This is a genomic window from Staphylococcus pasteuri (assembly GCF_003970495.1).
Classification (GTDB): domain Bacteria; phylum Bacillota; class Bacilli; order Staphylococcales; family Staphylococcaceae; genus Staphylococcus; species Staphylococcus pasteuri.
In genome coordinates, this window is sequence record NZ_RXWW01000064.1 from 1 (window position 1) to 20,897 (window position 20,897).

The window sequence follows — 20,897 nt, forward strand, 5'->3', positions numbered from 1 at the left end:
GTAATGCAGCTGTTGGTAGAAAATTTAGAGCATCCATACAATGCACACTTTCTAATATATTTTATTCATATAATTTTGTTAGTTCATCTGGTACTTCTGGTTCATCAAAATAACCAGCACAAGGATTCGCTCCAGCAACTAATCCAACAAATTCCATTATTGATGTGAAAAATTTTAAAAATAAATTAACTAAAGTTTCCATAGTATTAATCCTCCTTAGGGAAAAAGATAGGTAGTAATGTAGTTGATTCTACAATTAATCCAAATAAAATTAATTGTGAATATGGTTCTTTAACTATAAACGAAATAATAACTAATAACATATATAAAACAATGGAGAGTATTCGTTTCCTTTTCACTAAGCGTCTAGGTATAGGTTGTTTTTTTGTTGCAGCAGGTGCATAAGTAATTACAATGAAATATCCGATTAACGCGAATAATAACATTGTAAAGTGACCTATTGATAACTTCACAATTAACCATGGCATAATAAGAAATATTAATATATTTTGTATATGACATAATAAAGAAGATTTAGCGTGTGCTCCGTGAGCATAAAATCTTAAAATCATATACGCTATATGTGTTACAAGCGTGTACCAAAACACATGGAATATTAAAGCTAATCCATAGGTTACGATAAACTTAGCAATGTTACTTACGACAACTTGCATACCTAAACGAACTTTTAGAAATTGTATACGATCCAAGTTATTCCTTTGTTGCAAGTAGTTGGCAAATTGATCAATTTTTGTATCTATTATTTTCACTTGTTCACTACTCTCCTTGAGTATCATTATACAATTTTGTGCAACTCTTTTTGGAGTTTATGCCTAACTGTCAAAAATATATACTTAACTGTATAATGAACATTCTAAAAAGTATTTTATCATAAAAAGGTTTACAGTTTAGTATAAAATATTACGAGTTAGGAAATTTTTAATTCAATTAATCATAACCATGTTTTAATAGACTCATATCACAGAGATGTGATGGAAATAGAGTTGAAAAAATTGCTTAATCTACTTATTAGAATTATTTACTAAAGTAATTCTAGTTCCATTACTAAAAGGAAGGAGTGATTTCAGTGGCAGCAGATATCATTTCAACAATCGGTGATTTAGTAAAATTAATCATTAACACTGTTAAAAAATTCCAAAAATAATTTTTTAACTTAGTTAAGATGAGTATTTAGGATTTACAATATTCAATAGGAAGGAGTGATTTCAATGACTGCAGATATCATTTCAACAATTGGTGATTTTGTAAAATGGATTTTAGATACAGTAAAAAAATTCGCTAAATAATAGAAATTCATTATAACTTTGTTTTCTTCGTATAAAAGGTAAGTTATTAAGCCTCCCAACTTAGTAACTTATAACATTAGTAGGTGACGAAACATTTACTAATAAAACTGTAGTTTTCCTTGGACTCAGTGTTACGTATTATTCTTAGTACCTTTAATTAGGTATTTTCTAGCATGTAAGCTATCGTAAACAACATTCAATTTATCATTATAAAATAGATAAATTCACTAAAATTTTTCATAATTAATAACATCCCCAAAAAATAGATTGAAAAATAACTGTAAAAACATTCCCTTAATAATAAGTTATCTAAAGCCGTGAGTTCCTCCCAAACTCACGGCTTATTTTTATACATAAAAACACGCCCAACGAGGTATTGTTAAGCGTGTTTAGCTATTATTTATATAAATTGAGTTTTAAATTATCAAAAACTGGAATAGCTTGACGTTGTTCTAATACTTCATTAACGTCGATATCTATAGATAAAGTACTTTCATCACTTTCTAAATCTGCAATAACTTCACCATTTGGGTTTATGACAATAGAATGACCAGCATAATCAGTTTGACCATCATTACCACAACTGTTTGTACCTACTACAAACATATCATTTTCAATTGCACGTGCTTTTAATAATGCTAGCCAGTGATTTAATCTTACAGTTGGCCATTGCGCTACATAAAATGCAATTTGGGCGCCACTTCGTGCAGGATATCTTAGTAATTCAGGAAATCTTAAATCATAGCAAATGATTTGAGTAGCTACAGTTCCATCTGAAAGTTCAAAAGGTTCAGGAACTTGTTTACCTGGAGACATAAAATCAGGTTCACTAAGCATTGGTACTAAATGAACTTTGTTATATCGATTAATACACTTGCCATTTGATAGGACCGAAAAGGCGGTATTATAAATGTTTTGATCAATTTGATTTGATACAGAACCTGCAATAATATCAACTTGATAAGTTTTAGCGAGATTAGAAATAAACGGTAAACTGTCATTTAAATCTTTGTCTGCAAGTTCATTTAATTTTTCTAATGCATAACCGTTGTTCCACATTTCTGGAAGGACGACAACATCTGTATCATCTTCTAATTCATTTTCAAACCACTGTTTGATTTTGTTTTTATTTTGCTCTGCTTGACCATACTCGATATATATTTGAAATAACTGAACTTTCATATATATCACTCCTCAATTAAGATTAACTATAAGATACTAAATAAATTGCTATATATCAAAAAAGTGAGATAAATCCATAGCAGAATTTATCTCACTTACATATATTATACAAAATTATCTTTTGATAAGGAAACGAGGTTCAACTGGTTTAATATCTTTTTCGCCAGCTTCTTCACGCACATTACCAAATGGCATTTGAGCAACTAATTTCCAAGTTTTAGGAATATTGAATTCGTTCGCAGTAGCTTCATCAACAATTGGATTATAGTGTTGTAATGAAGCACCGATACCTTTAGTTGCTAATGCTGTCCAAATTGCATATTGGTGCATTGCATTAGTTTGGTTAGACCAAATTTCAAAATTATCATAGAAGTTTGGCATTTTTTCTTGTAAACCAGTAATAACATCTTTATCTTCATAATAAAGAATTGTGCCATATGAATGTTTGAAATTATCAATTTTTTGACGTGTTGGTTCAAAGTCACGATCAGGACCCATTGTTTCTTTTAAAATTTCTTTAGTGTTTTCCCAGAATTTTTCATTTTTATCATTTAATAATAAAACGATACGTGTTGATTGTGAATTAAAAGCTGAAGGTACATGTTTAACAGCATGTGTAATTAATTCTTCTAATTCTGAATCATCTATTGAAATTGTACTTTCTAAATTATAAATGGTACGACGTTGTTCCATAGCATCATTAAATGATACTTCTTCATTTTTTTTACTAAATAAACCCATAATCATTCTCCTTTGTTATAGTTAATAACTATTTATAATTTAAGTATAAATATTATACTCGTTAAAGTAAACAAATAATTACTAGAAAATTTCAAAAGTATTAATATTATTTTTCAATAAACATATATCAATGCATTCTTAGGATAATTTATATATACTTGAATAGTAAACAATTAGTAGAAGGAGGTGACTATTAATGCATAATAAACCCAAAAGCAAGATAATGTTGTCAAGTTTTGCATTGATTTTAAGTACTTCATTAATTAGTAATTCAGTCCATGCAGCTGAAAACCCTAATACAACACATCAAAATGATACAGCCCAACAAAATAACTCTAATAAAGATGATAATACTTCTAGTTCTCAGGATAATAAAACTAATTCAGAGACTAATGAATCATCTTCAAATGAAAATCAAGACACAAATTCTGATAATAACACTAATGAAGGAACAAATGATTCGAATGCATCTAATGAAGGTTCAAACACAAATGATAATTCATCACAACCTTCAGACTCAGACCAACAAAATAATAATCCAGGAAATAATAGCGATTCTGGTAAAGACGATAACCAAAATAGTGACGCTGATAATAATGATGATTCATCAAATTCAAATAGAAAAAATGACTCACAAAATGGTAATGACAACAACGATAGCGGTCAAAGTAATTCCGACAATGGAAATGATAATGGATCTAATCAAAACGACAATTCAGATTCAAACAATAATCAATCAAATGATAAAAATGATAATAATTCATCAGATAATAATGGTTCAAATACTGGCAAAGATGATCAAGACGATAATAATGGCTCAAACGATTCAAATAGTGGTAAAGGCGACAATCAAGACGATAATAATAGCTCAAATGATTCAAACAGTGGTAAGGATGACAACCACGACAATAATCAAAATAATGGGTCAAATCAACATGACAAACCGTCTAATGATCACAATGGAGGCACAAATAGTCATCAACCTAGTAAAGATCAAGATAATAATAATCCAAATCATAATGGACAAGGTCAAAATGGTAATCAACCTAACAAACCTAATTCAAATCAGAAACCTACAAACGACAATCATCAACAAAACAACTCAAATGGATCTAACCATTCATCCGGTAACGTAAATCAAAATCAGTCTAATTCTGATAATAGGGTCCCAAACCAGCCTAAGTACCAAAGACCAAGTAATTCACAAAACTCATCAAATAACCAATATAATGGACGTTATCAAAATAATAATTCAATACAATTAATGCCGAAATTTGATGATTCAAACCAATCAAGTGGTCCATTAAAAAAATCTAATTCACAAGGTAATACATCGACATATGATAGTAATAGATTTATGTGGAACAATCCTGAATCAATATTTAATAGTCAAAAAGGATTTGAACATACGTCAAACCAACAGTCATTAATTAGAAGATTTAATTCTTTAGCAAATGGTTCTTATAAATATAATCCTTTTGTTATTAATCAAATTCATCAATTAAATGATTCGGATGGAGCTATATCTGATAGGGATATTTATAATATCTTTAGAAAAGAAACGTTTAGTGGAAATCAATACCTCAATTCTTTACAGCAAAAATCAAATTACTTCAGATTTCAGTATTTTAATCCTTTAGATTCAAAAGCATATTATCAAAACTTAGATGAACAAGTTTTAGCTTTAATTACAGGAGATATTGGCTCAATGCCAGAACTTAAAAAGCCAGAAGATAAAGAAGATAAAAATACAAGCGCTTTTAAAAATCATAGCGACGATAAAGTAAACACATCAAATCAACATAAAGAGAGCTATCAAAAAGATACAAAAATGAATAGAACTATAATTGCACTAAGTAGTAGTATCATAGCTATTTTTATAGGCGTTATCATTGCATTTATATTTAAGCGTAGAAAAGAAGATGAAGAAGTATAATTAAAATAAGTATATTAAACATAGATAGAGCCAATCACTGAAAATAGTGACTGGCTCTATTGTTATATAAATATCTAATTAAAAATCAATTGGATTATAAAACTGGCTTGTTCTTGGACTTTTTTAAGTGATTCTCCACCAAAGACTTGCATAACTACTACCGTTCCATTTTGTAGCATATGAATGATTATTGGAACAGCTATTCTATTAGTATAAGTGTAGGCTAAGGAGAAAATCATGCCCATACCAAAATACATTGGTATAAATTTAAAGTCGTTATGTGCTAATGCAAATAAAAGGGAACTAACAATTGAAGCTATTAAAAAGGCAACAATTCGATTTCCTTTAATCGCGTTATATAATTCACCAAAGAGTACTTTTCTGAATACAAATTCCTCTAAAATTGGACCTACTATTGAAACTAATAAAATAAATATTGGCATTTGTCTTGCGATTGCCATAAGTCTTTCTGTATTTGGACTCGGTTGTTGTTGCCCTGTAATCGCAACATAAATTAAACTAACAACGACCTGATAAAGCATAACGATACAAAAACCAAGTAATGCCCAACTTAAAATATAACGTTTAGGTTCTTTAAAACCAGCTTCAAGTTTAGTAGGATTTTTAATTTTTAAATTGATTAAAATAATTATGATAGCTGCAATAATAAATAATGAAACTTGCGTATATATCATAAATTGAGTTGTTTTCATGCCTTTTTCAAGATGAACTAATCCACTTCCTAAAATGATACCAGGTAAGAATTGAGCTAAGGCATAGATGAATATCGTTAATAAAGATACCCAAAATCTATTCATAATGAACCTCCGATTTTCTGTTTATAGTTTATTTTATCGTAAATAAAGTTAATGTACAAAATTATTTAACAGTGCTTTGACTTGAAATATTGACCAAATTTGATTATTATTAAAAGTAGTTTAGCACTCTAAAAGTTAAAGTGCTAAAATTTGTGATCACGAGGAGGAACAATCATGCTTAAACCATTAGGAAATCGTGTGATTATTGAAAGAAAAGAACAAGAACAAACAACAAAAAGCGGTATCGTATTAACTGATAGTGCTAAAGAAAAATCAAATGAAGGTATCGTTAAAGCAGTGGGTAAAGGCCGCTTATTAGACGATGGTTCTAGAGTTGCTCCTGAAATTAAAGAAGGAGATACAATTGTATTTCAACAATATGCAGGAACAGAAGTTAAACGAGGCGATGAAACATACATCGTATTAAATGAAGATGACATATTAGCAATTATTGAAGAATAAATAAAACATATAAATTAAAACATGAAATTACTTATTATACTGGAGGTCAGACATAATGGCTAAAGACTTAAAATTTTCAGAAGACGCACGTCAATCAATGTTACGCGGTGTAGATAAATTAGCGAATGCGGTAAAAGTAACTATTGGTCCAAAAGGGCGTAACGTTGTATTAGACAAAGAATACACAGCACCATTAATTACAAATGATGGTGTAACAATTGCAAAAGAAATAGAATTAGAAGATCCTTATGAAAATATGGGTGCTAAATTAGTACAAGAAGTCGCTAATAAAACTAATGAAATTGCTGGTGATGGTACAACAACAGCAACAGTTTTAGCACAAGCGATGATTCAAGAAGGTCTTAAAAACGTAACAAGTGGCGCTAATCCTGTTGGTTTAAGACAAGGTATCGATAAAGCAGTACAAGTAGCAGTTGAAGCATTACATGATATTTCTCAAAAAGTTGAAAATAAAAATGAAATTGCTCAAGTAGGTGCTATTTCTGCAGCTGACGAAGAAATTGGTAAATACATTTCAGAAGCAATGGAAAAAGTTGGTAATGACGGTGTTATTACAATTGAAGAATCTAGTGGATTTAATACTGAATTAGAAGTCGTTGAAGGTATGCAATTTGATAGAGGATATCAATCACCATACATGGTAACAGATTCAGATAAAATGATTGCTGAATTAGAAAGACCATATATTTTAGTAACTGACAAGAAAATATCATCATTCCAAGATATTTTACCGTTATTAGAACAAGTTGTTCAATCAAATCGTCCAATTTTAATTGTTGCTGATGAAGTAGAAGGTGATGCGTTAACTAATATCGTATTAAACCGTATGCGTGGAACATTTACGGCAGTTGCAGTTAAAGCACCTGGTTTTGGTGATCGTCGTAAGGCAATGTTAGAAGATTTAGCTATTTTAACAGGTGCTCAAGTGATTACTGATGATTTAGGATTAGATTTAAAAGATGCTTCAATTGATATGTTAGGTACTGCAAACAAAGTTGAAGTCACTAAAGATAATACAACTGTAGTTGACGGTGACGGCGATGAAAATAACATCGACGCTCGTGTTAGCCAAATTAAAGCTCAAATTGAAGAAACAGATTCTGACTTTGATAAAGAAAAATTACAAGAACGCCTTGCTAAATTAGCTGGTGGTGTTGCAGTAATCAAAGTAGGTGCTGCTAGTGAAACTGAACTTAAAGAGCGTAAATTACGTATTGAAGATGCATTGAACTCAACTAGAGCAGCAGTAGAAGAAGGAATTGTTGCTGGTGGTGGAACTGCCTTAGTTAATATTTACAAAAAAGTAAGTGAAATTGAAGCAGAAGGAGACGTTGAAACAGGTGTGAATATTGTCTTAAAAGCATTACAAGCACCTGTAAGACAAATTGCTGAAAACGCTGGTTTAGAAGGTTCAATCATTGTTGAACGATTAAAAAATGCAGATCCAGGTGTTGGTTTTAATGCAGCAACTAATGAATGGGTAAATATGCTTGAAGAAGGAATAGTGGATCCTACTAAAGTAACTCGTTCTGCATTACAACATGCAGCAAGTGTAGCAGCAATGTTCTTAACAACTGAAGCGGTTGTTGCATCTATCCCTGACAAAGATCAAAATGATTCAGCTGGAATGGGTGGCGGAATGCCAGGTATGATGTAAAAACGCCAATAAACGTTGGTTTAAAGGCGTTTAGTAAATCTGAATGACATAATAATGACATAAAAATCTTAAAATAATTCTTTGCTGACGTTTTCCATGAGTTGACTAAACTTGTGGGAAGCGTCTTTTTTGTATGAGTTGGTAATCTTTGCGTAGATGTTCATTGTGGTATTTATATCTTTGTGGCGTAGTCTTTCTTGTATTTCTTTGATATGTACACCTGCTTCAATGAGTAATGCACAATGTGTGTGACGGAATGAATGCGTACTTATTTGCTTATTCGTTATGTCAGTCTTTTTAAGTATAGCTTTTATCCATAATTGCAGTTTTTTAATCACAAGAGGATAACCGTTCACATCAGTAAACACAAAATTATTATCTACATAAAGCTCATTTTTCCATGTGTCCTGCACATTCACCTTATAATCTTTGAGTAATTGAATCACATTGGGATCGACTGAGATTTTACCGATTGAGCTTTCAGTTTTCGGTGTAAGTATCTGATAATGCTTTTTATTATTATTCGGATTGTAATAAGTCTTAGTAATGCTAATCGTGTTGTTATCAAAATCAATATCAGACCACTTCAATGCCAATAATTCACCTGCACGCATGCCAGTATATGCCAATGTGGTAAATACTTCAAAGCTATTCTGTGGCGAATGGTGATACTTAGCAACCTCCAGGAATTGAAATAACTCATCTTTTTCAAGAAACTTTTTGTGTATCTCAATATCTTCTAATTCTTCCACGCTTACTTTCTTTTTAGGTCGTTTAATACCCTCACTAGGCAATGCTTTTATTAATCGCATTTCATACGCATACTTAAAAATCATATTAGTAGAAGCCACAATACTATCAACATAATTCTTGCTATACTGTGTGCTCATATCGTCCACAAAGCGTTGGTAATCATGTTTCTTGATAGTTTGTATTGGTTTAGTATTAAAACGCTCTATGGCGTGTTGTATGGCTTTCTCACGTACTCTCACACTACTCACTTTTACATCATTAGCATACTGTTTAAGCCAATCATCAGCTACTTGTTTAAAGGTGCTAGAAGAAGGGGCGATATAGTCACCATTTCTTAATTGACGCTCTATCATCTCAGCTTGATGTTTAGCATCTGATTTACGTTTAAAGCCAGTCTTAGAGATATATTCATATTTTCCCGTTTCTGAATTTTTCCCCAGGGAAATGCGATAACGCCAATTGTTTTTAGATATCTGATCGTAACTTGCCATAGGAACACCTACTTAATATATCGCTTAATAGTTTCTATCTCATCAAGTATCTTATTGTACTTGTCTTCACTTATAGTTTCACTATTATATAAAGCGTTTAATTGTGACTTTAAAATATCATATTTTGTATTTAGATAGTTATATATCAATAGTTTAATTCGTTGACTATCTTCAGCATCTAGAGGGACACGACCATAATAGGTTGTGTTTTTTTCATCTTCAAGATGATATTTCAAATCATTAACTGAAAAATCATAATAGTTACCATTATGCGTATGTGATTCAGTAATGTAAGAAGAAACTTTTTTATTAGTTGCTGCATCAAGAATTGATGTAGCACTATCTACGTATATACCTAAATCTATATCTCCATTAGATAATTCTTTTATTTTTTCCGAATGATAATTAAATTCAGAGTGGTTGTTTTCTACAATACTTTTTAAAATGTTAGAAATCTGTTCATTAGACGGTTCTTTCTTTCTGCCATTCTCAATCGCACTGATGAAACTATATGACAAACCTGATGTGTCAGTTAAGTCTCTAGTGCTAAATCTTTTTTCATTTCTTAATTCCTTTAAATAATTACCTATTTTGAAATTATTCATATAATCACCTCAAAATTATTTTATCATTCTATACAAATAAACACAAAATGTGTTTGACATTTATATATAAGCATGTATAATACTAAATATAAACACACAAACACAAAATGTGTTTAAGTTTGGAGGAGGTTTTAATATGTTTTTGACAATCAAAGAGACTGCTGAACTTTTGAGATTTTCAGAACATCGTACTTATACATTAGCACGAAATAATGAAATCCCAAGTGTAAAAGTAGGCGGCAAAATCTTAATTCCTAAAGAGCGGTTACTAGATCAGTTGTTTAAAAAGGAGGCGTAACTAATGATTAAACAAATTTTCAATGATAAAGAAATTCGTTTTATTGAAAAAGACGATGAGTATTGGGCAGTAGCTGGTGATGTAGCAAAGGTATTAGGGTACTCACACACGCCACATATGACTAGATTATTAGATGATTCAGAAAAGGCTGTCCATAATGTGGACACCTTTAAAGGTAAACAAAAAGCTGTAATTATATCAGAACTAGGTATTTACGAAGCTATTTGGAATAGTAGACGAGATGAAGCTCAAGAATTTAAGAAATGGGTTAAGCAAGTTATTAAAGAATTACGACAAGCCACAGGGCTTAAAGGATATGAAGCCTTTCGCATGCTAGACAAAGAAAAACAAAAAGAAGCTATGGCTAATTTAAAAAAAGGTATTGAAGTTATTTCTAAAAAAGACTATTGCAAAGCTCAAGCAATTAGCAATAAAGCAGTATCAAATGTGTTCGGCTTTCCTAAGATGATAAAAAAACAAGATATGACACAGGAAATGCTAGAGTTAAGACAACAGGTGTTAAATGACACAGTAGAATTTATGGTGTTTGTTGATAAATATAATCTTCCTTTATCTGTGAAAAAGCACATTTATGACAAATACAATGACAAGCTACAAATGGCGTAAGGAGGCTTAAACCATGTTCAACATTAATATTGATGAAGATGAAGCACGTGATTTATTAGATCAAGCAATTAATCAACGTGTAGATGAACTAGCAAGAGAAAAGTTCTTCATGACCTACAAAGAATTAGCTGAATACCTAAATTTAAGTAAACCAACGATCGAGGAACTACTTATTAATAACGGCATGAAGTATTACATGGTAGGTAGCACATACCGATTTAAGAAATCTGATGTAGATGAATTTATGGAGAAAATCACATCTCACATGGATATACACAACAATGATTTAAAACAGATTAATGTTAAGAAATTACTTAGCACAATTTAGGAGGATAAAGACATGAAACAACAAGTAGTAATTACAAAAAGTGTAGTAGGTTGGTTTAACGTGAAAGATGTGAAAGGTAATTTGTTATTGAATATAGCACCTGATGTATTTAAGAAACATTTTCCTGAAGTTAGTCCTAACATAGCTATTGCATGTATGGAGTTAGATATTAATAGAATTGTCGAACTTAAAGATAAGAAAGTGAGTGTATAGGAAATGGAACAAGAACAAAAAGAAGTTATACAAGATATTTATACAACATTAGGAACTACTGTTGAGGATAAAGCAACAGAATATGAACATCATTTTAAAGAAGGACACAATGAATGGACTGAAACAGTTAATCGTGAGGAAAACTTGCAAGCAATCATTGAGTGGGCGATACAACAAATTGAAAATAATTTTGATGGAGTGAAATAAGATGATAACAGAAATTTTAAAAGCATATGACGATATGGCAATACCAGCTATGAATGTATCTCAGTTAAGAGGTGAAACAGAAAGGCTTTCAGAATTAACAGGTTATTTAATGGAAAAGGCAAAAGCGTACAGAGAAGAAAAAGATATTAAAGGTGCTGAAGCTATTGAGCAAATTGTATTAGACGATCTCCAGTTTGAATTTGAAAGTGTGTACGGTCAATTTGAAGAAGAATTTAAGAATTGGGAACAGAAATATAAGCGATTTGAAAATGTATGTACTTATTATGGTGTTCAAGTACCAACGTTAAAAGATAATAATGTAATTCAGTTTAGAAAAGGAGTTAAGCAATAATGGAGTGGGAAATTAAAAGTTTAATTGAAGATGTGGATATTATTAAAAGAAAAATCAATGATGCATTAATTACATTTGGTTGGTTTGATGATGAGTATTTTACGCATGATTCTGGTCATATGTTGAATAAAGATGAAATATTGAAACATGGTGCCAGTTATCATGAACACCGTTGTTACATTACTCAACACATTGACTTGTTAAGCGTGTATCTAAAAGAACTAGATACAGTATTAGAAGACATAGAAAAAGCGTCATCTTTCGCCGACCAAAGCCAAGATAACGCATAGAAAGTAAGTATTTAATTTAATAAATACAAAATAAATAATAACACATATGAAAGGTTGATTACATGAACGAAGTCAGTTTATATAAAAAGCATTTTGAATTTCATTCAAATTTAGATTATATCAACACAGCAAATTTATCAAGAATTAAGGAGATAAGTAAGCGAATTAATTTCGCTTCTATCTCTACTGATAAACAAATTTTTGACAATAAAGGCAACGTATATCACCGTAAAAAAGATGATGTTGCAGGTGATTATATTAATAATCTCACCTTAAATTATACCATAAAACCTAAAGAAATTGGCCTTGTATATGGAAGTATTTTTGTTAAAACCAACGATCAAGATGAAAAAGAAGCACATTTCAAATCAGATAGTTTTAATAATTATGCTCGTTTTATTGCAGATTTAATTTCTGATAAGGTCATCTATTCCAAAGAATTGGATAATTTTCTCATTGTCAAAAACAATCAGTATGAAGTGATTGACGATACTAATTTTAAATTGAGTTATCCCGTTGAACCTAAACATCAAATAGATGACTTTTTAGATATTATGCTTGAGTTATATCGTGAACATCTAAATTTAGATCATAATTACAAAATTTACCCATATAGTATTGCTGGTAATGATTTCATATATAACTGCAAGAAATTAAAACTCACAAAAGATAAGCTACAAGATAATGAGTTATACGCTATTAAGTATGACGTGAACTATAAAGATTTAGATTTTAAAACACCAAATGATTTTTATGATTTGGTTACTGATAATGAGAAGAGTAAACATAATTTAAAACTGGTACATGCTTATACGATGTATCGCAAAATGAAATTGATTCAAGCTGAAAAATGGTTCTTATTTAAAGATTTCGGTCGTTCTGGTAAAGGTTTATTTATAACTACATTTAATAAACTGTTACACGTTAATAAAGTGAACTTTGATGGACTTGTCTCAGGTGGTTTCGAAGCAGCTAACGAATGGATGAATTTCTATGGTGCAGATATAGCCCATGCTAATGAAACAGGTGAAATTACTAAACCTATGATGAGAATACTAAGAAAAATAGCAACTGGTGAAACAATTTCTGGTCGTGGTATTGGTAGAAACGCATTCACATTTAAAAATAAATCTGTATTAATACTTGATACAAATGAAAGTGTTGATACTGGAGAAATTACAGCAAATACTACTAGAACAATAAAAATAGCTTTCAAAGATAGACCGATAGGAGAAACTGATGATGAAAGATACAAGATTTTTGAGCCTTATTGGAATTTCGTACAACCAGATGATGAAGATTCAGAAGTAGCATCAGTTTCGTTTTTAATCACAAGTTTAGAATATCTTAAAGAAATTGGTCGAGAATTTAGATTTAAAGATGTGACATTAAAACATTATTTCAGTGAGGAAGAATTGACTGAGACACAAGTTGTTATGTTGAAAGTATTATCTAAGCAAGGCTTTATTCATGCAGGTGATGATACATTGCGAAAAATAATAGAGGAGGATTATAAGAATATGAAATATAAAAAAGCTCGTCAAGATATGAAAAAGATAGGTGTCGGTATTAATAAACAAATAAAAATTGAAGGTGTGAATACAAAAATTCACAAAGTAGAAAATGCTGAATTGTTTAATATGGCATTATCCTTAATTTCTAATTAATAAGGGTTACGGTAACCTTTAGTAACTCTCTTTGTAACCTAAAATATGTTGATATATCAAGCAGTAACCTTTGTAACCATTATTTCTTGTAGGTGTATTGGTAGTTAAATTATAAGTGGCTCTTATAGGAAAATTATAGGTTACGAGGGTTACCAGTTTTATAAAGGAGTGATATTCAATGACAGGTTATCATGTAGCGAAACAATTATTGAAAAAGAATATTGAAGTGATACCACTTAATAAATATAAAACGCCGACAGTATCATTTGCAGATAAAGATGTAACCGATGAATTTATTGAATATCATTCTTACAAATATCATCAAACTAATGTGTTAGGCGTTCTTACTCGTAATGTATGGTGTATTGATATAGATATAGGTCATACAGACGGTGAAAATGGTTTCGAAAGTATCAAAGACATACCTTACTATGAGGAAATTGTATCTAATGCACAAAATACGTTAGTACAGACCACAGCGAGTAGTGGAAAGCATATCATTTTTTATAAGCGTACAGGTATTAATTACGGTCAGAAAATTGGATATTTACCTGGAGTAGATATTAAAGCACACAACAATAGTTATTTTGTGCTTGCAGGTAGTCAAACGGATAAAGGAAAGTACAAACATAATGGAATTAAACCAAAGATGTATCAAGGTGAATTTGAAAATAGAATTTTCTCAAAACAAGGTAATTATACACAACAAACGTTAGAGCCATATTCAATAGAAAGAGTGTTACCTAATTATAATTTTGATCATGTAAGAGGTGGCAAAGGTGGAGAGGGTAAACGTGCATATCAACGTATTATAGACGGTCAAAGTGAATACAGAAACGATGATTTATATAAAGCAGTAAGCTATGCAAAACAATGTAACGTAGATATTGAGCCATTACGCATATTAATTGGTGATAATAAAAATGGTGATGTAATAACTGAAAGACAGTGGGAGGCGACAGTTAGAAGTGCAAGCCGTTGATATAGAAATAGATTATGACAAAGAAGCAAAACGAATTGGTTTGATAGTCGGAGTTCCAGAAGAAATATATTTTTGTTCAATAAGTCATCTCTCACAGGTATATGTTGAATATATTAATGATGAGTGGGTAGCATGGCGTGAAAGTTTTATTCCTAATACAAATCATAGGACTAGTTATAAATTGATCGCACAAGGTGACTTTGAATTAGTAATTGCAAGAGTGAAGAACTATATAACATATATTAAAAGAAAAAAGGATGATAAATATGATATACAAAAGACTGTCTCAAACATTCCAATTAAACAAACAAAATCTCAAGGCTAATAAACCTATATGTCACACCTATAAAACAAATAGCAAGTATCACTATTTAGAAGTAGACTTCATCACATGTGATTGGTGTTTATCGAGTGAAAGTCAAGCACACCTACAATCTAAATTAAATATGGAGCTACTGTCTTTATGGTTAAAAGGTTATAACCTTAAGCTTAATTATACGAGCGTGGGGCATATGACTATCTTCTTAAGAGCAGACATGCAGACAATAGACTTCCTTATTAATGAATTGAATGTAATGTGTGATAGGGAACAATACTGGTATCAGTATCGTGATGGTAATCGTATGAGACCTATAGATCGTGATAAGGGATATGTTGCACCTATTAAACATGTTAAGCGTAATGTGAATAAGATTAAAGCATAAAGGAGAATGTAATGACTAAAGATGAACTGAATGTATATATCATTAACTTTATTAAATACCATACCCTAGTATCCTTTATTGATTTAGAAGAATTGTTTGAGTCATTGCATATTGGTTATCAAGGTGATTTTACATTTGTACATGTAGACAATGAGAACATTGTATTGTGGCATGGATGGAGTATGGAAGTCATTAATATAGTAGGTAGCTTACTATCATCTAAACAACTTGAGCTAGTACGCACAGATGTAACGACTTATGTAAGACATGGTATGTATCTAAATCTGCCTGTTATGACAAATCCATTTGATTATTCAGATGCTCGTTGGTTGCCTGTGACACTGAAGCTAAGTGAGACGATGAATACATTATTACATTAAGGAGATGTTGCGTTATGGGATACAGTAAAGTGATAGCACGTTATTTATTATATTGTGAGACATCTGAAAAAGCCGTTAAAGGAATTAGTTATAAACATTATCTTGATATGAAACAGAAGTAAATATTGCGGGGATTATCACACGCCCCCCATCAAACCATTTAACCATTTTTGACCAAACGGGAGAACGGCGGGTGGGCTCGATTTCGCAAGTTTTCAATTTGTTCTACGTATAACCCCTACCCCTGCATAAAAGCAACATATCTTGCGCTGACTTTATCAATTTAGTTAACAAGATAAATCTAAATAAAACAAAGGAGGTCGTGTAGTGAGTAATATCAATATGTTTGAATGGAACCATATAAAAAGTAAGATAAAAGAAATTCGTGAAGAAATTGATGGTGTGAAACAACAGAATTTCATTGATAAAGCGAAGAATCGACAACTTACTAGTGTACTTAGAGAATTAAGTGTAGTTGAGAATTGGGTTAACGAACTAATGGATTATCAAAAAGAACATAGTGCAGTAAATAAAATTAAAAATTTACTTAAAAAGAATAAGGAGAGATATTATGGGAAGTAAAACAAACTCAAAACCAACGGTTAATGAAATTTTTCCAACGCATTTAGAAGTAATAAAAGATATGTTGAAGCAAAGTAAACATATTGCTAATAATGGCTCATATCAAGATAGTATTAATGTATTATACAACAAATTAGAAGAAGGCAACTTGAGTACACAAGAATATGAATTAATTTTAAATGAGATAGATAATTTAAGACGAGAAAAAGCTACTAATCCAAATGTTAATGGTCAAATTGTAGTCAATTTACCGAGTAATATTAAATCACTAGATCAATTACAAAAAGTAACACATAGTGAGACAGATAATGCTAATAAGGTGATTAAATCAGTTAAGAAAGAAAATGAAAGTATCAACCAACAAATCAATGAGCTTAAAGCTAAAATTGAAAGCAATAATAATTATATCGGTGAAATAATCAATCAACAATCGTTAAATGATGTTGCTAAACCAATTATAGAAGGCGAATCCAAGTACTATGATGCAAAAAAATTCTATAGCGATTTTATGTGGCAAAAAGCAACTGGTTTATTGCAGAAAAAAACATTAGGTAAAAAGGTGATTAATTACCCAAATTTAGCACCAAGCAAAAAATAGTATTTAAAGGCGTTGACTTTATTGTCAACGTCTTCCCTCTATTTTAAAATCAGGGAGGCTGACCATGATATTAAAACAAAATAAATCAACATTGTATTATATAGAAGAACAAAAAATTTCAGAGTATGAGTTGTTGCTAAAGTACAATCCACTAATCATAAATCGTAAAATTAGATCTATAGAGATGCAAATTGAAGAAAGTTATCATTTAAATGTATCACACATGACTTGTGATGATGTGGGTGGAGTTATCACAGTATCATATCCTCTAGAAAAATTAGTTATTTGGATAATTCAACAAAGAGAAGATTTAGAATGTTTTAAAAAAAGTAGTTTTAAAAGAATGAATTTATTAAAACAGATTATTCGTGGATATACAAAACAGGAACAAAAAGAAGTAATAGATTATATGCGTTCCCATGGAAGTATAAAGGCATACGAGACGATTACTAAGTTACAAAGAGATTTATATAAAATTAAGGATTATAACCATATTAACAATGGCAGAAAAGATGAAAAGGCTACTGAATTATAAGGGTTGTGATAAGTACATGAATTATGATAAAGCGACACTAAGGAAATTTATACTTAACTATCATAGTATACAGAAAAATGATGAAGTGAGTGATAATAATGATAATTTAGATGATTTCTTTGAAATTAACAATCAAGAAGAAACTAATCTATTTGATGAAAATAATATCGAAGAAGTTATCTTTTATAATGAACTAGAGAACATTGTTGAGCGAGTAGGAACAGACAAAGAGTATTTTATATTTATATTGTTAACCGAAGGCTATTCATATAAAGAAATAGGCGATATATTTAATGTGACTGCAGGTAGAATAGGGCAAATGTTTAATGATTTATTGGAAAAGCTATCTTAAGAGGTAGCTTTTATTAATTTAAGGTGATTAGTCAATACATATAAGATTGAACGAGTTACAACTTAGCAACGACCTAACAACCATCGAAACTGAAATTAAAAGTTATCAAAACATCGCTGGTCAATCTATTTTCGAGATTGGTCGTAGATTAAAGCATGTAAAAGAAAATGACTTAGCACATGGTGAATTTATGAATTGGGTTAGAAAGATAGGAATGAGTCAAACATCCGCTAATAAATTTATGAAGATTGCTAATAATCCAGAATTAAATTCTTCTCCGGCGAAGAATTTGGGAGTAACTGTCTTATATGAAATAGCAACTTTGCCAGAAGAAGAACGAAATAAAGAACATATCACTTCAAGTGGCGAAGTTAAAACTCCAGACGAAATGACACGAAAAGAATTACGTGAATTAAAGAAACAACTGAAACAACGTGACGCATTCATTGGGTGCGGTCTTTTTTATTTACAACATGTCAAAACCTTATATTTTAGGAAGTTTTAGCAATAGCTTGAATATGTAAAAAGCGTACATTTAATTGAATATTAGTAAATTCACGATTACTTATAGCTTATAATTGAGACTAAGCAATACTTTGCGAGCTGGGATAACCGATGACTAGATGAATTAACATCTGGTTTTTTGTGTAACATTACGGGTGGTCCGCCTATCCTTTTGAGTAGCAGCTTATTTGATTAAACTTTTTTGTGTGACCAAAATTATTGCTCAAAAAAGAATAAGCATATATTTATTAATAAATAATTAAGGTATCGGTATTTTGCAGTACTCCTTATTCTGTATTTAGTATTAAATAAAAGTTTAATTTGTTAGTATCTAAAGGAAAGGTTTGTTTTTTCTAATTTTAGGTGTTATTTCCTTTAAATATATGAGATTCTCTAAATGCTCTAAAAAGTACCTTAAAAATTGCAAATAAGGGTATTTGAGATTTAAATAATATCTGTAAGGAGACCTAATTTTGAAAGCTTTTTTATATTTCGTATATTTTTTGATTTCGTTTTTTGTTTTTAAGTCATTATTAGATTTAGTACTTCAATTAATGTTTTCGATTGAATTTAATTTATATTTCAATTTGATTTCTGCAATGATTTTTTCAGTTTTTATGATGCTACTCAATTTTGTATTAAAGAAGAATAAAAACAAGAAATAGAGCACGCATTTATGCCGAGAAAATTTATTGATGTTGAGAAGAACCCTTAACTAAACTTGCAGACGAATGTCGGCATAGCGTGAGCTATTAAGCCGACCATTCGACAAGTTTTGGGATTGTTAAGGGTTCCGAGGCTCAACGTCAATAAAGCAATTGGAATAAAGCAATAAATTTTATGTTAAGAACTGTTCAGATTTTTTTAATTCTTTTTTTATGTCTTCTAATTTTTTTAGTTTTTTTTCTTTTTCTTGTGCATACCATGCTTTTCTATCTTTTTCTTTTTTTTTCGTTTCTTTCGTTTCTTTTGGTTTTATGTAGCTAGGATCGTTTACTTCTTCATCTGCTGAGATTTCTATTATATTGATAAGCTCATCCATTTGTTTCACCTTATTTAATGAGCTAGTTAAAGTATTTATTTTATTATTAATTTTATTTAAAGAATCTAAGTTTAAATTTATGTGTTGATTACTTAGTACTGTTGTTAATTCGTCTTTATACTCTTCTAATATTTTTTCTGTATTATTTTCTTTTATTATTTTGAAACTGTTTAAAACTGTATATATATCGCTTGAGTATGTATTATAAACTTTTTTTCTGTGCATACTGTTGGTACTGTCTACGTTTTCTAAATCTATTTGATAAGTTGGCTTGTTATCATTTGTTCCTGTCATTATGTGTATACCTGTTTTTGCATTCTCTAGTTTTTCTCTTATATTTTTTATATTTTCTATATGTTTTTCACTTATTAAATCTAACATTTTTAATGTTTTTTGATTTCTTATTTCTTCTGTCTTTTTATCTTTATTATTATCTATAAGCATTTTTGTAAACGTGAATATAAAAGCTAGTGTAGTTACAATTGACCCTAATAATTCAGCTCCATGTTCGTAAAGATATTGTTGTACTTGTTCATTGCAAATAATATTTATAGTTCTCACTTCTTTCTGTTTTTTTGAAACGAGTTTTTTCTTGTCTTGATACTATATAGAAATAATACAGAGTTGAAAAAGAAATGTAAATATGACGTATAATTTTTCACAAACATAAAAGTAAGCGTTTTCTATTTACATTTAGAGCTGTTTATAAGATAATGAACGCAGCTACTAAACTTACTACTCAAAATCGAGTATCCTTTAATAAACTGACTGTATCCTTTGGGTGCAGTTTTTTTATTTATAACTTGTCAAAACTTTACATTTCATAAAGTTACAAACGGACTTAAAAGTACGCTTGTAACCAGTACCTTATAATAGGGAAGTGGTTTTAAATAAAAAAGATACTCCATAGATGAGTGAACAAATGTTATCTCATGTGTCGCAACTTACGACGTTAGGTAAGTGAATACAGCAACAACTTTGATACATATGAACATTCCCAATTTAGATATGTGTTAACACACAGGTGCAGTCCTAAATTAATATTGCACATTAACCAGCTTGTCTATTTAGTAATGTGGTTTAAAGGAGGTATGCGTTTTGTCCATACCTTAAATAAGTGAATTACCCTTATGGGAATATAATCAAATTTTATTTAAAATTACACTTTTTTTGAATTAGAAGTAATATTTCATAATAATTAGAGTTGTATACAGATTATTCAATTTATTATAAAATTAATTAAAAAACGGAGTTAAGTTAGAT

The 20,897-nt window shown here is 30.2% G+C and carries 30 protein-coding genes; 22 read left to right on the forward strand and 8 right to left on the reverse strand.

Annotated elements, in window-relative coordinates; translation table 11 throughout:
* Positions 1-61: 61 nt before the first annotated feature.
* Positions 62-202: a cyclic lactone autoinducer peptide AgrD gene (agrD, locus tag CD121_RS09490; RefSeq protein WP_126568052.1), complete on the reverse strand. Its 141-nt coding sequence runs from the start codon at positions 200-202 to the stop codon at positions 62-64.
* Positions 203-206: 4 nt separating this feature from the next.
* A complete protein-coding gene (locus tag CD121_RS09495) occupies positions 207-770 on the reverse strand; it encodes an accessory gene regulator AgrB (protein ID WP_119623148.1) in 564 nt (187 codons plus the stop codon).
* 317 nt (positions 771-1,087) lie between these two features.
* On the opposite strand from CD121_RS09495, the gene CD121_RS09500 reads away from it, so the two are divergent.
* Positions 1,088-1,165, forward strand: coding sequence for a delta-lysin family phenol-soluble modulin (locus CD121_RS09500; protein WP_015364840.1), 78 nt, complete (start codon positions 1,088-1,090; stop codon positions 1,163-1,165).
* 64 nt (positions 1,166-1,229) lie between these two features.
* On the forward strand, positions 1,230-1,307 hold the full coding sequence (locus tag CD121_RS09505; protein ID WP_072291871.1) for a delta-lysin family phenol-soluble modulin: 78 nt from the start codon (positions 1,230-1,232) through the stop codon (positions 1,305-1,307).
* A gap of 396 nt (positions 1,308-1,703) precedes the next feature.
* On the opposite strand, the gene CD121_RS09510 is transcribed toward CD121_RS09505, so the two are convergent.
* Entirely contained in the window at positions 1,704-2,489 is a 786-nt protein-coding gene (locus CD121_RS09510; RefSeq protein WP_126568055.1) for a carbon-nitrogen family hydrolase, read from the reverse strand.
* 114 nt (positions 2,490-2,603) lie between these two features.
* The gene (locus tag CD121_RS09515) at positions 2,604-3,230 is read right to left on the reverse strand and encodes a nitroreductase family protein (RefSeq protein ID WP_126568058.1); all 627 of its coding nucleotides are present in this window, start codon (positions 3,228-3,230) and stop codon (positions 2,604-2,606) included.
* Between the two features lie 196 nt (positions 3,231-3,426).
* On the opposite strand from CD121_RS09515, the gene CD121_RS09520 reads away from it, so the two are divergent.
* Positions 3,427-5,166 (forward strand): SdrH family protein, encoded by a 1,740-nt coding sequence (locus CD121_RS09520; protein WP_126568060.1) that lies wholly within the window; start codon positions 3,427-3,429, stop codon positions 5,164-5,166.
* A gap of 74 nt (positions 5,167-5,240) precedes the next feature.
* Here the strand turns inward: CD121_RS09520 and mroQ are convergent, their stop codons facing one another.
* Positions 5,241-5,984 (reverse strand): intramembrane glutamic endopeptidase MroQ, encoded by a 744-nt coding sequence (mroQ, locus tag CD121_RS09525; RefSeq protein WP_017638092.1) that lies wholly within the window; start codon positions 5,982-5,984, stop codon positions 5,241-5,243.
* A 174-nt stretch (positions 5,985-6,158) separates the two neighbouring features.
* Between mroQ and groES the strand changes: the two genes are divergently transcribed.
* Together groES and groL are read left to right on the forward strand one after the other, a co-directional pair.
* Positions 6,159-6,446 (forward strand): co-chaperone GroES, encoded by a 288-nt coding sequence (gene groES / locus CD121_RS09530; RefSeq protein ID WP_070452095.1) that lies wholly within the window; start codon positions 6,159-6,161, stop codon positions 6,444-6,446.
* 55 nt (positions 6,447-6,501) lie between these two features.
* Complete coding sequence (groL, locus tag CD121_RS09535) at positions 6,502-8,124, forward strand: chaperonin GroEL (protein WP_124760421.1); 1,623 nt, start codon at positions 6,502-6,504, stop codon at positions 8,122-8,124.
* A gap of 68 nt (positions 8,125-8,192) precedes the next feature.
* Here the strand turns inward: groL and CD121_RS09540 are convergent, their stop codons facing one another.
* Positions 8,193-9,368, reverse strand: a complete 1,176-nt coding sequence (locus CD121_RS09540) for a tyrosine-type recombinase/integrase (protein ID WP_046467697.1) — start codon at positions 9,366-9,368, stop codon at positions 8,193-8,195.
* A gap of 8 nt (positions 9,369-9,376) precedes the next feature.
* Positions 9,377-9,973, reverse strand: a complete 597-nt coding sequence (locus tag CD121_RS09545) for a helix-turn-helix domain-containing protein (RefSeq protein WP_046464940.1) — start codon at positions 9,971-9,973, stop codon at positions 9,377-9,379.
* 136 nt (positions 9,974-10,109) lie between these two features.
* Here CD121_RS09545 and CD121_RS09550 point away from each other — a divergent pair, with 136 nt between their 5' ends.
* The 17 genes from CD121_RS09550 (at position 10,110) to CD121_RS09630 (ending at position 18,593) form a co-directional block, all read left to right on the forward strand.
* A complete protein-coding gene (locus CD121_RS09550) occupies positions 10,110-10,271 on the forward strand; it encodes a helix-turn-helix domain-containing protein (protein ID WP_046464939.1) in 162 nt (53 codons plus the stop codon).
* 3 nt (positions 10,272-10,274) lie between these two features.
* Complete coding sequence (locus CD121_RS09555; RefSeq protein ID WP_119527725.1) at positions 10,275-10,898, forward strand: BRO-N domain-containing protein; 624 nt, start codon at positions 10,275-10,277, stop codon at positions 10,896-10,898.
* Between the two features lie 13 nt (positions 10,899-10,911).
* On the forward strand, positions 10,912-11,226 hold the full coding sequence (locus tag CD121_RS09560) for a helix-turn-helix domain-containing protein (RefSeq protein ID WP_126568063.1): 315 nt from the start codon (positions 10,912-10,914) through the stop codon (positions 11,224-11,226).
* A gap of 12 nt (positions 11,227-11,238) precedes the next feature.
* On the forward strand, positions 11,239-11,439 hold the full coding sequence (locus CD121_RS09565; RefSeq protein WP_053020194.1) for a hypothetical protein: 201 nt from the start codon (positions 11,239-11,241) through the stop codon (positions 11,437-11,439).
* 3 nt (positions 11,440-11,442) lie between these two features.
* Positions 11,443-11,646: a type II toxin-antitoxin system antitoxin TscA gene (gene tscA, locus CD121_RS09570; protein ID WP_126568065.1), complete on the forward strand. Its 204-nt coding sequence runs from the start codon at positions 11,443-11,445 to the stop codon at positions 11,644-11,646.
* 1 nt (position 11,647) lies between these two features.
* Positions 11,648-11,998 carry a hypothetical protein gene (locus CD121_RS09575; RefSeq protein WP_126568067.1) on the forward strand — a complete coding sequence of 117 codons (351 nt, stop codon included), beginning with the start codon at positions 11,648-11,650 and terminating at the stop codon, positions 11,996-11,998.
* Positions 11,998-12,288, forward strand: a complete 291-nt coding sequence (gene tscT / locus CD121_RS09580) for a type II toxin-antitoxin system toxin TscT (protein WP_126568070.1) — start codon at positions 11,998-12,000, stop codon at positions 12,286-12,288. The genes CD121_RS09575 and tscT overlap by 1 nt, the downstream gene beginning before the upstream one ends.
* 62 nt (positions 12,289-12,350) lie before the next feature.
* On the forward strand, positions 12,351-13,955 hold the full coding sequence (locus tag CD121_RS09585) for a phage resistance protein (protein ID WP_126568072.1): 1,605 nt from the start codon (positions 12,351-12,353) through the stop codon (positions 13,953-13,955).
* Positions 13,956-14,133: 178 nt separating this feature from the next.
* Complete coding sequence (locus CD121_RS09590; RefSeq protein WP_126568074.1) at positions 14,134-14,937, forward strand: bifunctional DNA primase/polymerase; 804 nt, start codon at positions 14,134-14,136, stop codon at positions 14,935-14,937.
* Positions 14,924-15,262 carry a pathogenicity island protein gene (locus CD121_RS09595; protein WP_122974791.1) on the forward strand — a complete coding sequence of 113 codons (339 nt, stop codon included), beginning with the start codon at positions 14,924-14,926 and terminating at the stop codon, positions 15,260-15,262. Before CD121_RS09590 ends, CD121_RS09595 begins: the two co-directional genes overlap by 14 nt.
* Before the next feature lie 187 nt (positions 15,263-15,449).
* Positions 15,450-15,641: a hypothetical protein gene (locus tag CD121_RS12430; RefSeq protein WP_246456626.1), complete on the forward strand. Its 192-nt coding sequence runs from the start codon at positions 15,450-15,452 to the stop codon at positions 15,639-15,641.
* Positions 15,642-15,652: 11 nt separating this feature from the next.
* Positions 15,653-16,021: a hypothetical protein gene (locus CD121_RS09605; RefSeq protein ID WP_049428144.1), complete on the forward strand. Its 369-nt coding sequence runs from the start codon at positions 15,653-15,655 to the stop codon at positions 16,019-16,021.
* A gap of 327 nt (positions 16,022-16,348) precedes the next feature.
* Complete coding sequence (locus tag CD121_RS09610) at positions 16,349-16,603, forward strand: hypothetical protein (RefSeq protein ID WP_031464175.1); 255 nt, start codon at positions 16,349-16,351, stop codon at positions 16,601-16,603.
* Positions 16,593-17,201 (forward strand): hypothetical protein, encoded by a 609-nt coding sequence (locus tag CD121_RS09615; protein WP_046464928.1) that lies wholly within the window; start codon positions 16,593-16,595, stop codon positions 17,199-17,201. Before CD121_RS09610 ends, CD121_RS09615 begins: the two co-directional genes overlap by 11 nt.
* Before the next feature lie 64 nt (positions 17,202-17,265).
* Positions 17,266-17,736, forward strand: a complete 471-nt coding sequence (locus CD121_RS09620; protein WP_126568079.1) for an encapsidation protein CP3 — start codon at positions 17,266-17,268, stop codon at positions 17,734-17,736.
* Between the two features lie 16 nt (positions 17,737-17,752).
* A complete protein-coding gene (locus tag CD121_RS09625) occupies positions 17,753-18,088 on the forward strand; it encodes a sigma-70 RNA polymerase sigma factor region 4 domain-containing protein (protein ID WP_126568082.1) in 336 nt (111 codons plus the stop codon).
* A gap of 46 nt (positions 18,089-18,134) precedes the next feature.
* Positions 18,135-18,593, forward strand: coding sequence for a DUF3102 domain-containing protein (locus CD121_RS09630; RefSeq protein WP_126568084.1), 459 nt, complete (start codon positions 18,135-18,137; stop codon positions 18,591-18,593).
* 837 nt (positions 18,594-19,430) lie between these two features.
* On the opposite strand, the gene CD121_RS12285 is transcribed toward CD121_RS09630, so the two are convergent.
* Positions 19,431-20,195, reverse strand: a complete 765-nt coding sequence (locus tag CD121_RS12285; RefSeq protein WP_185817760.1) for a hypothetical protein — start codon at positions 20,193-20,195, stop codon at positions 19,431-19,433.
* Between the last annotated feature and the right edge of the window lie 702 nt (positions 20,196-20,897).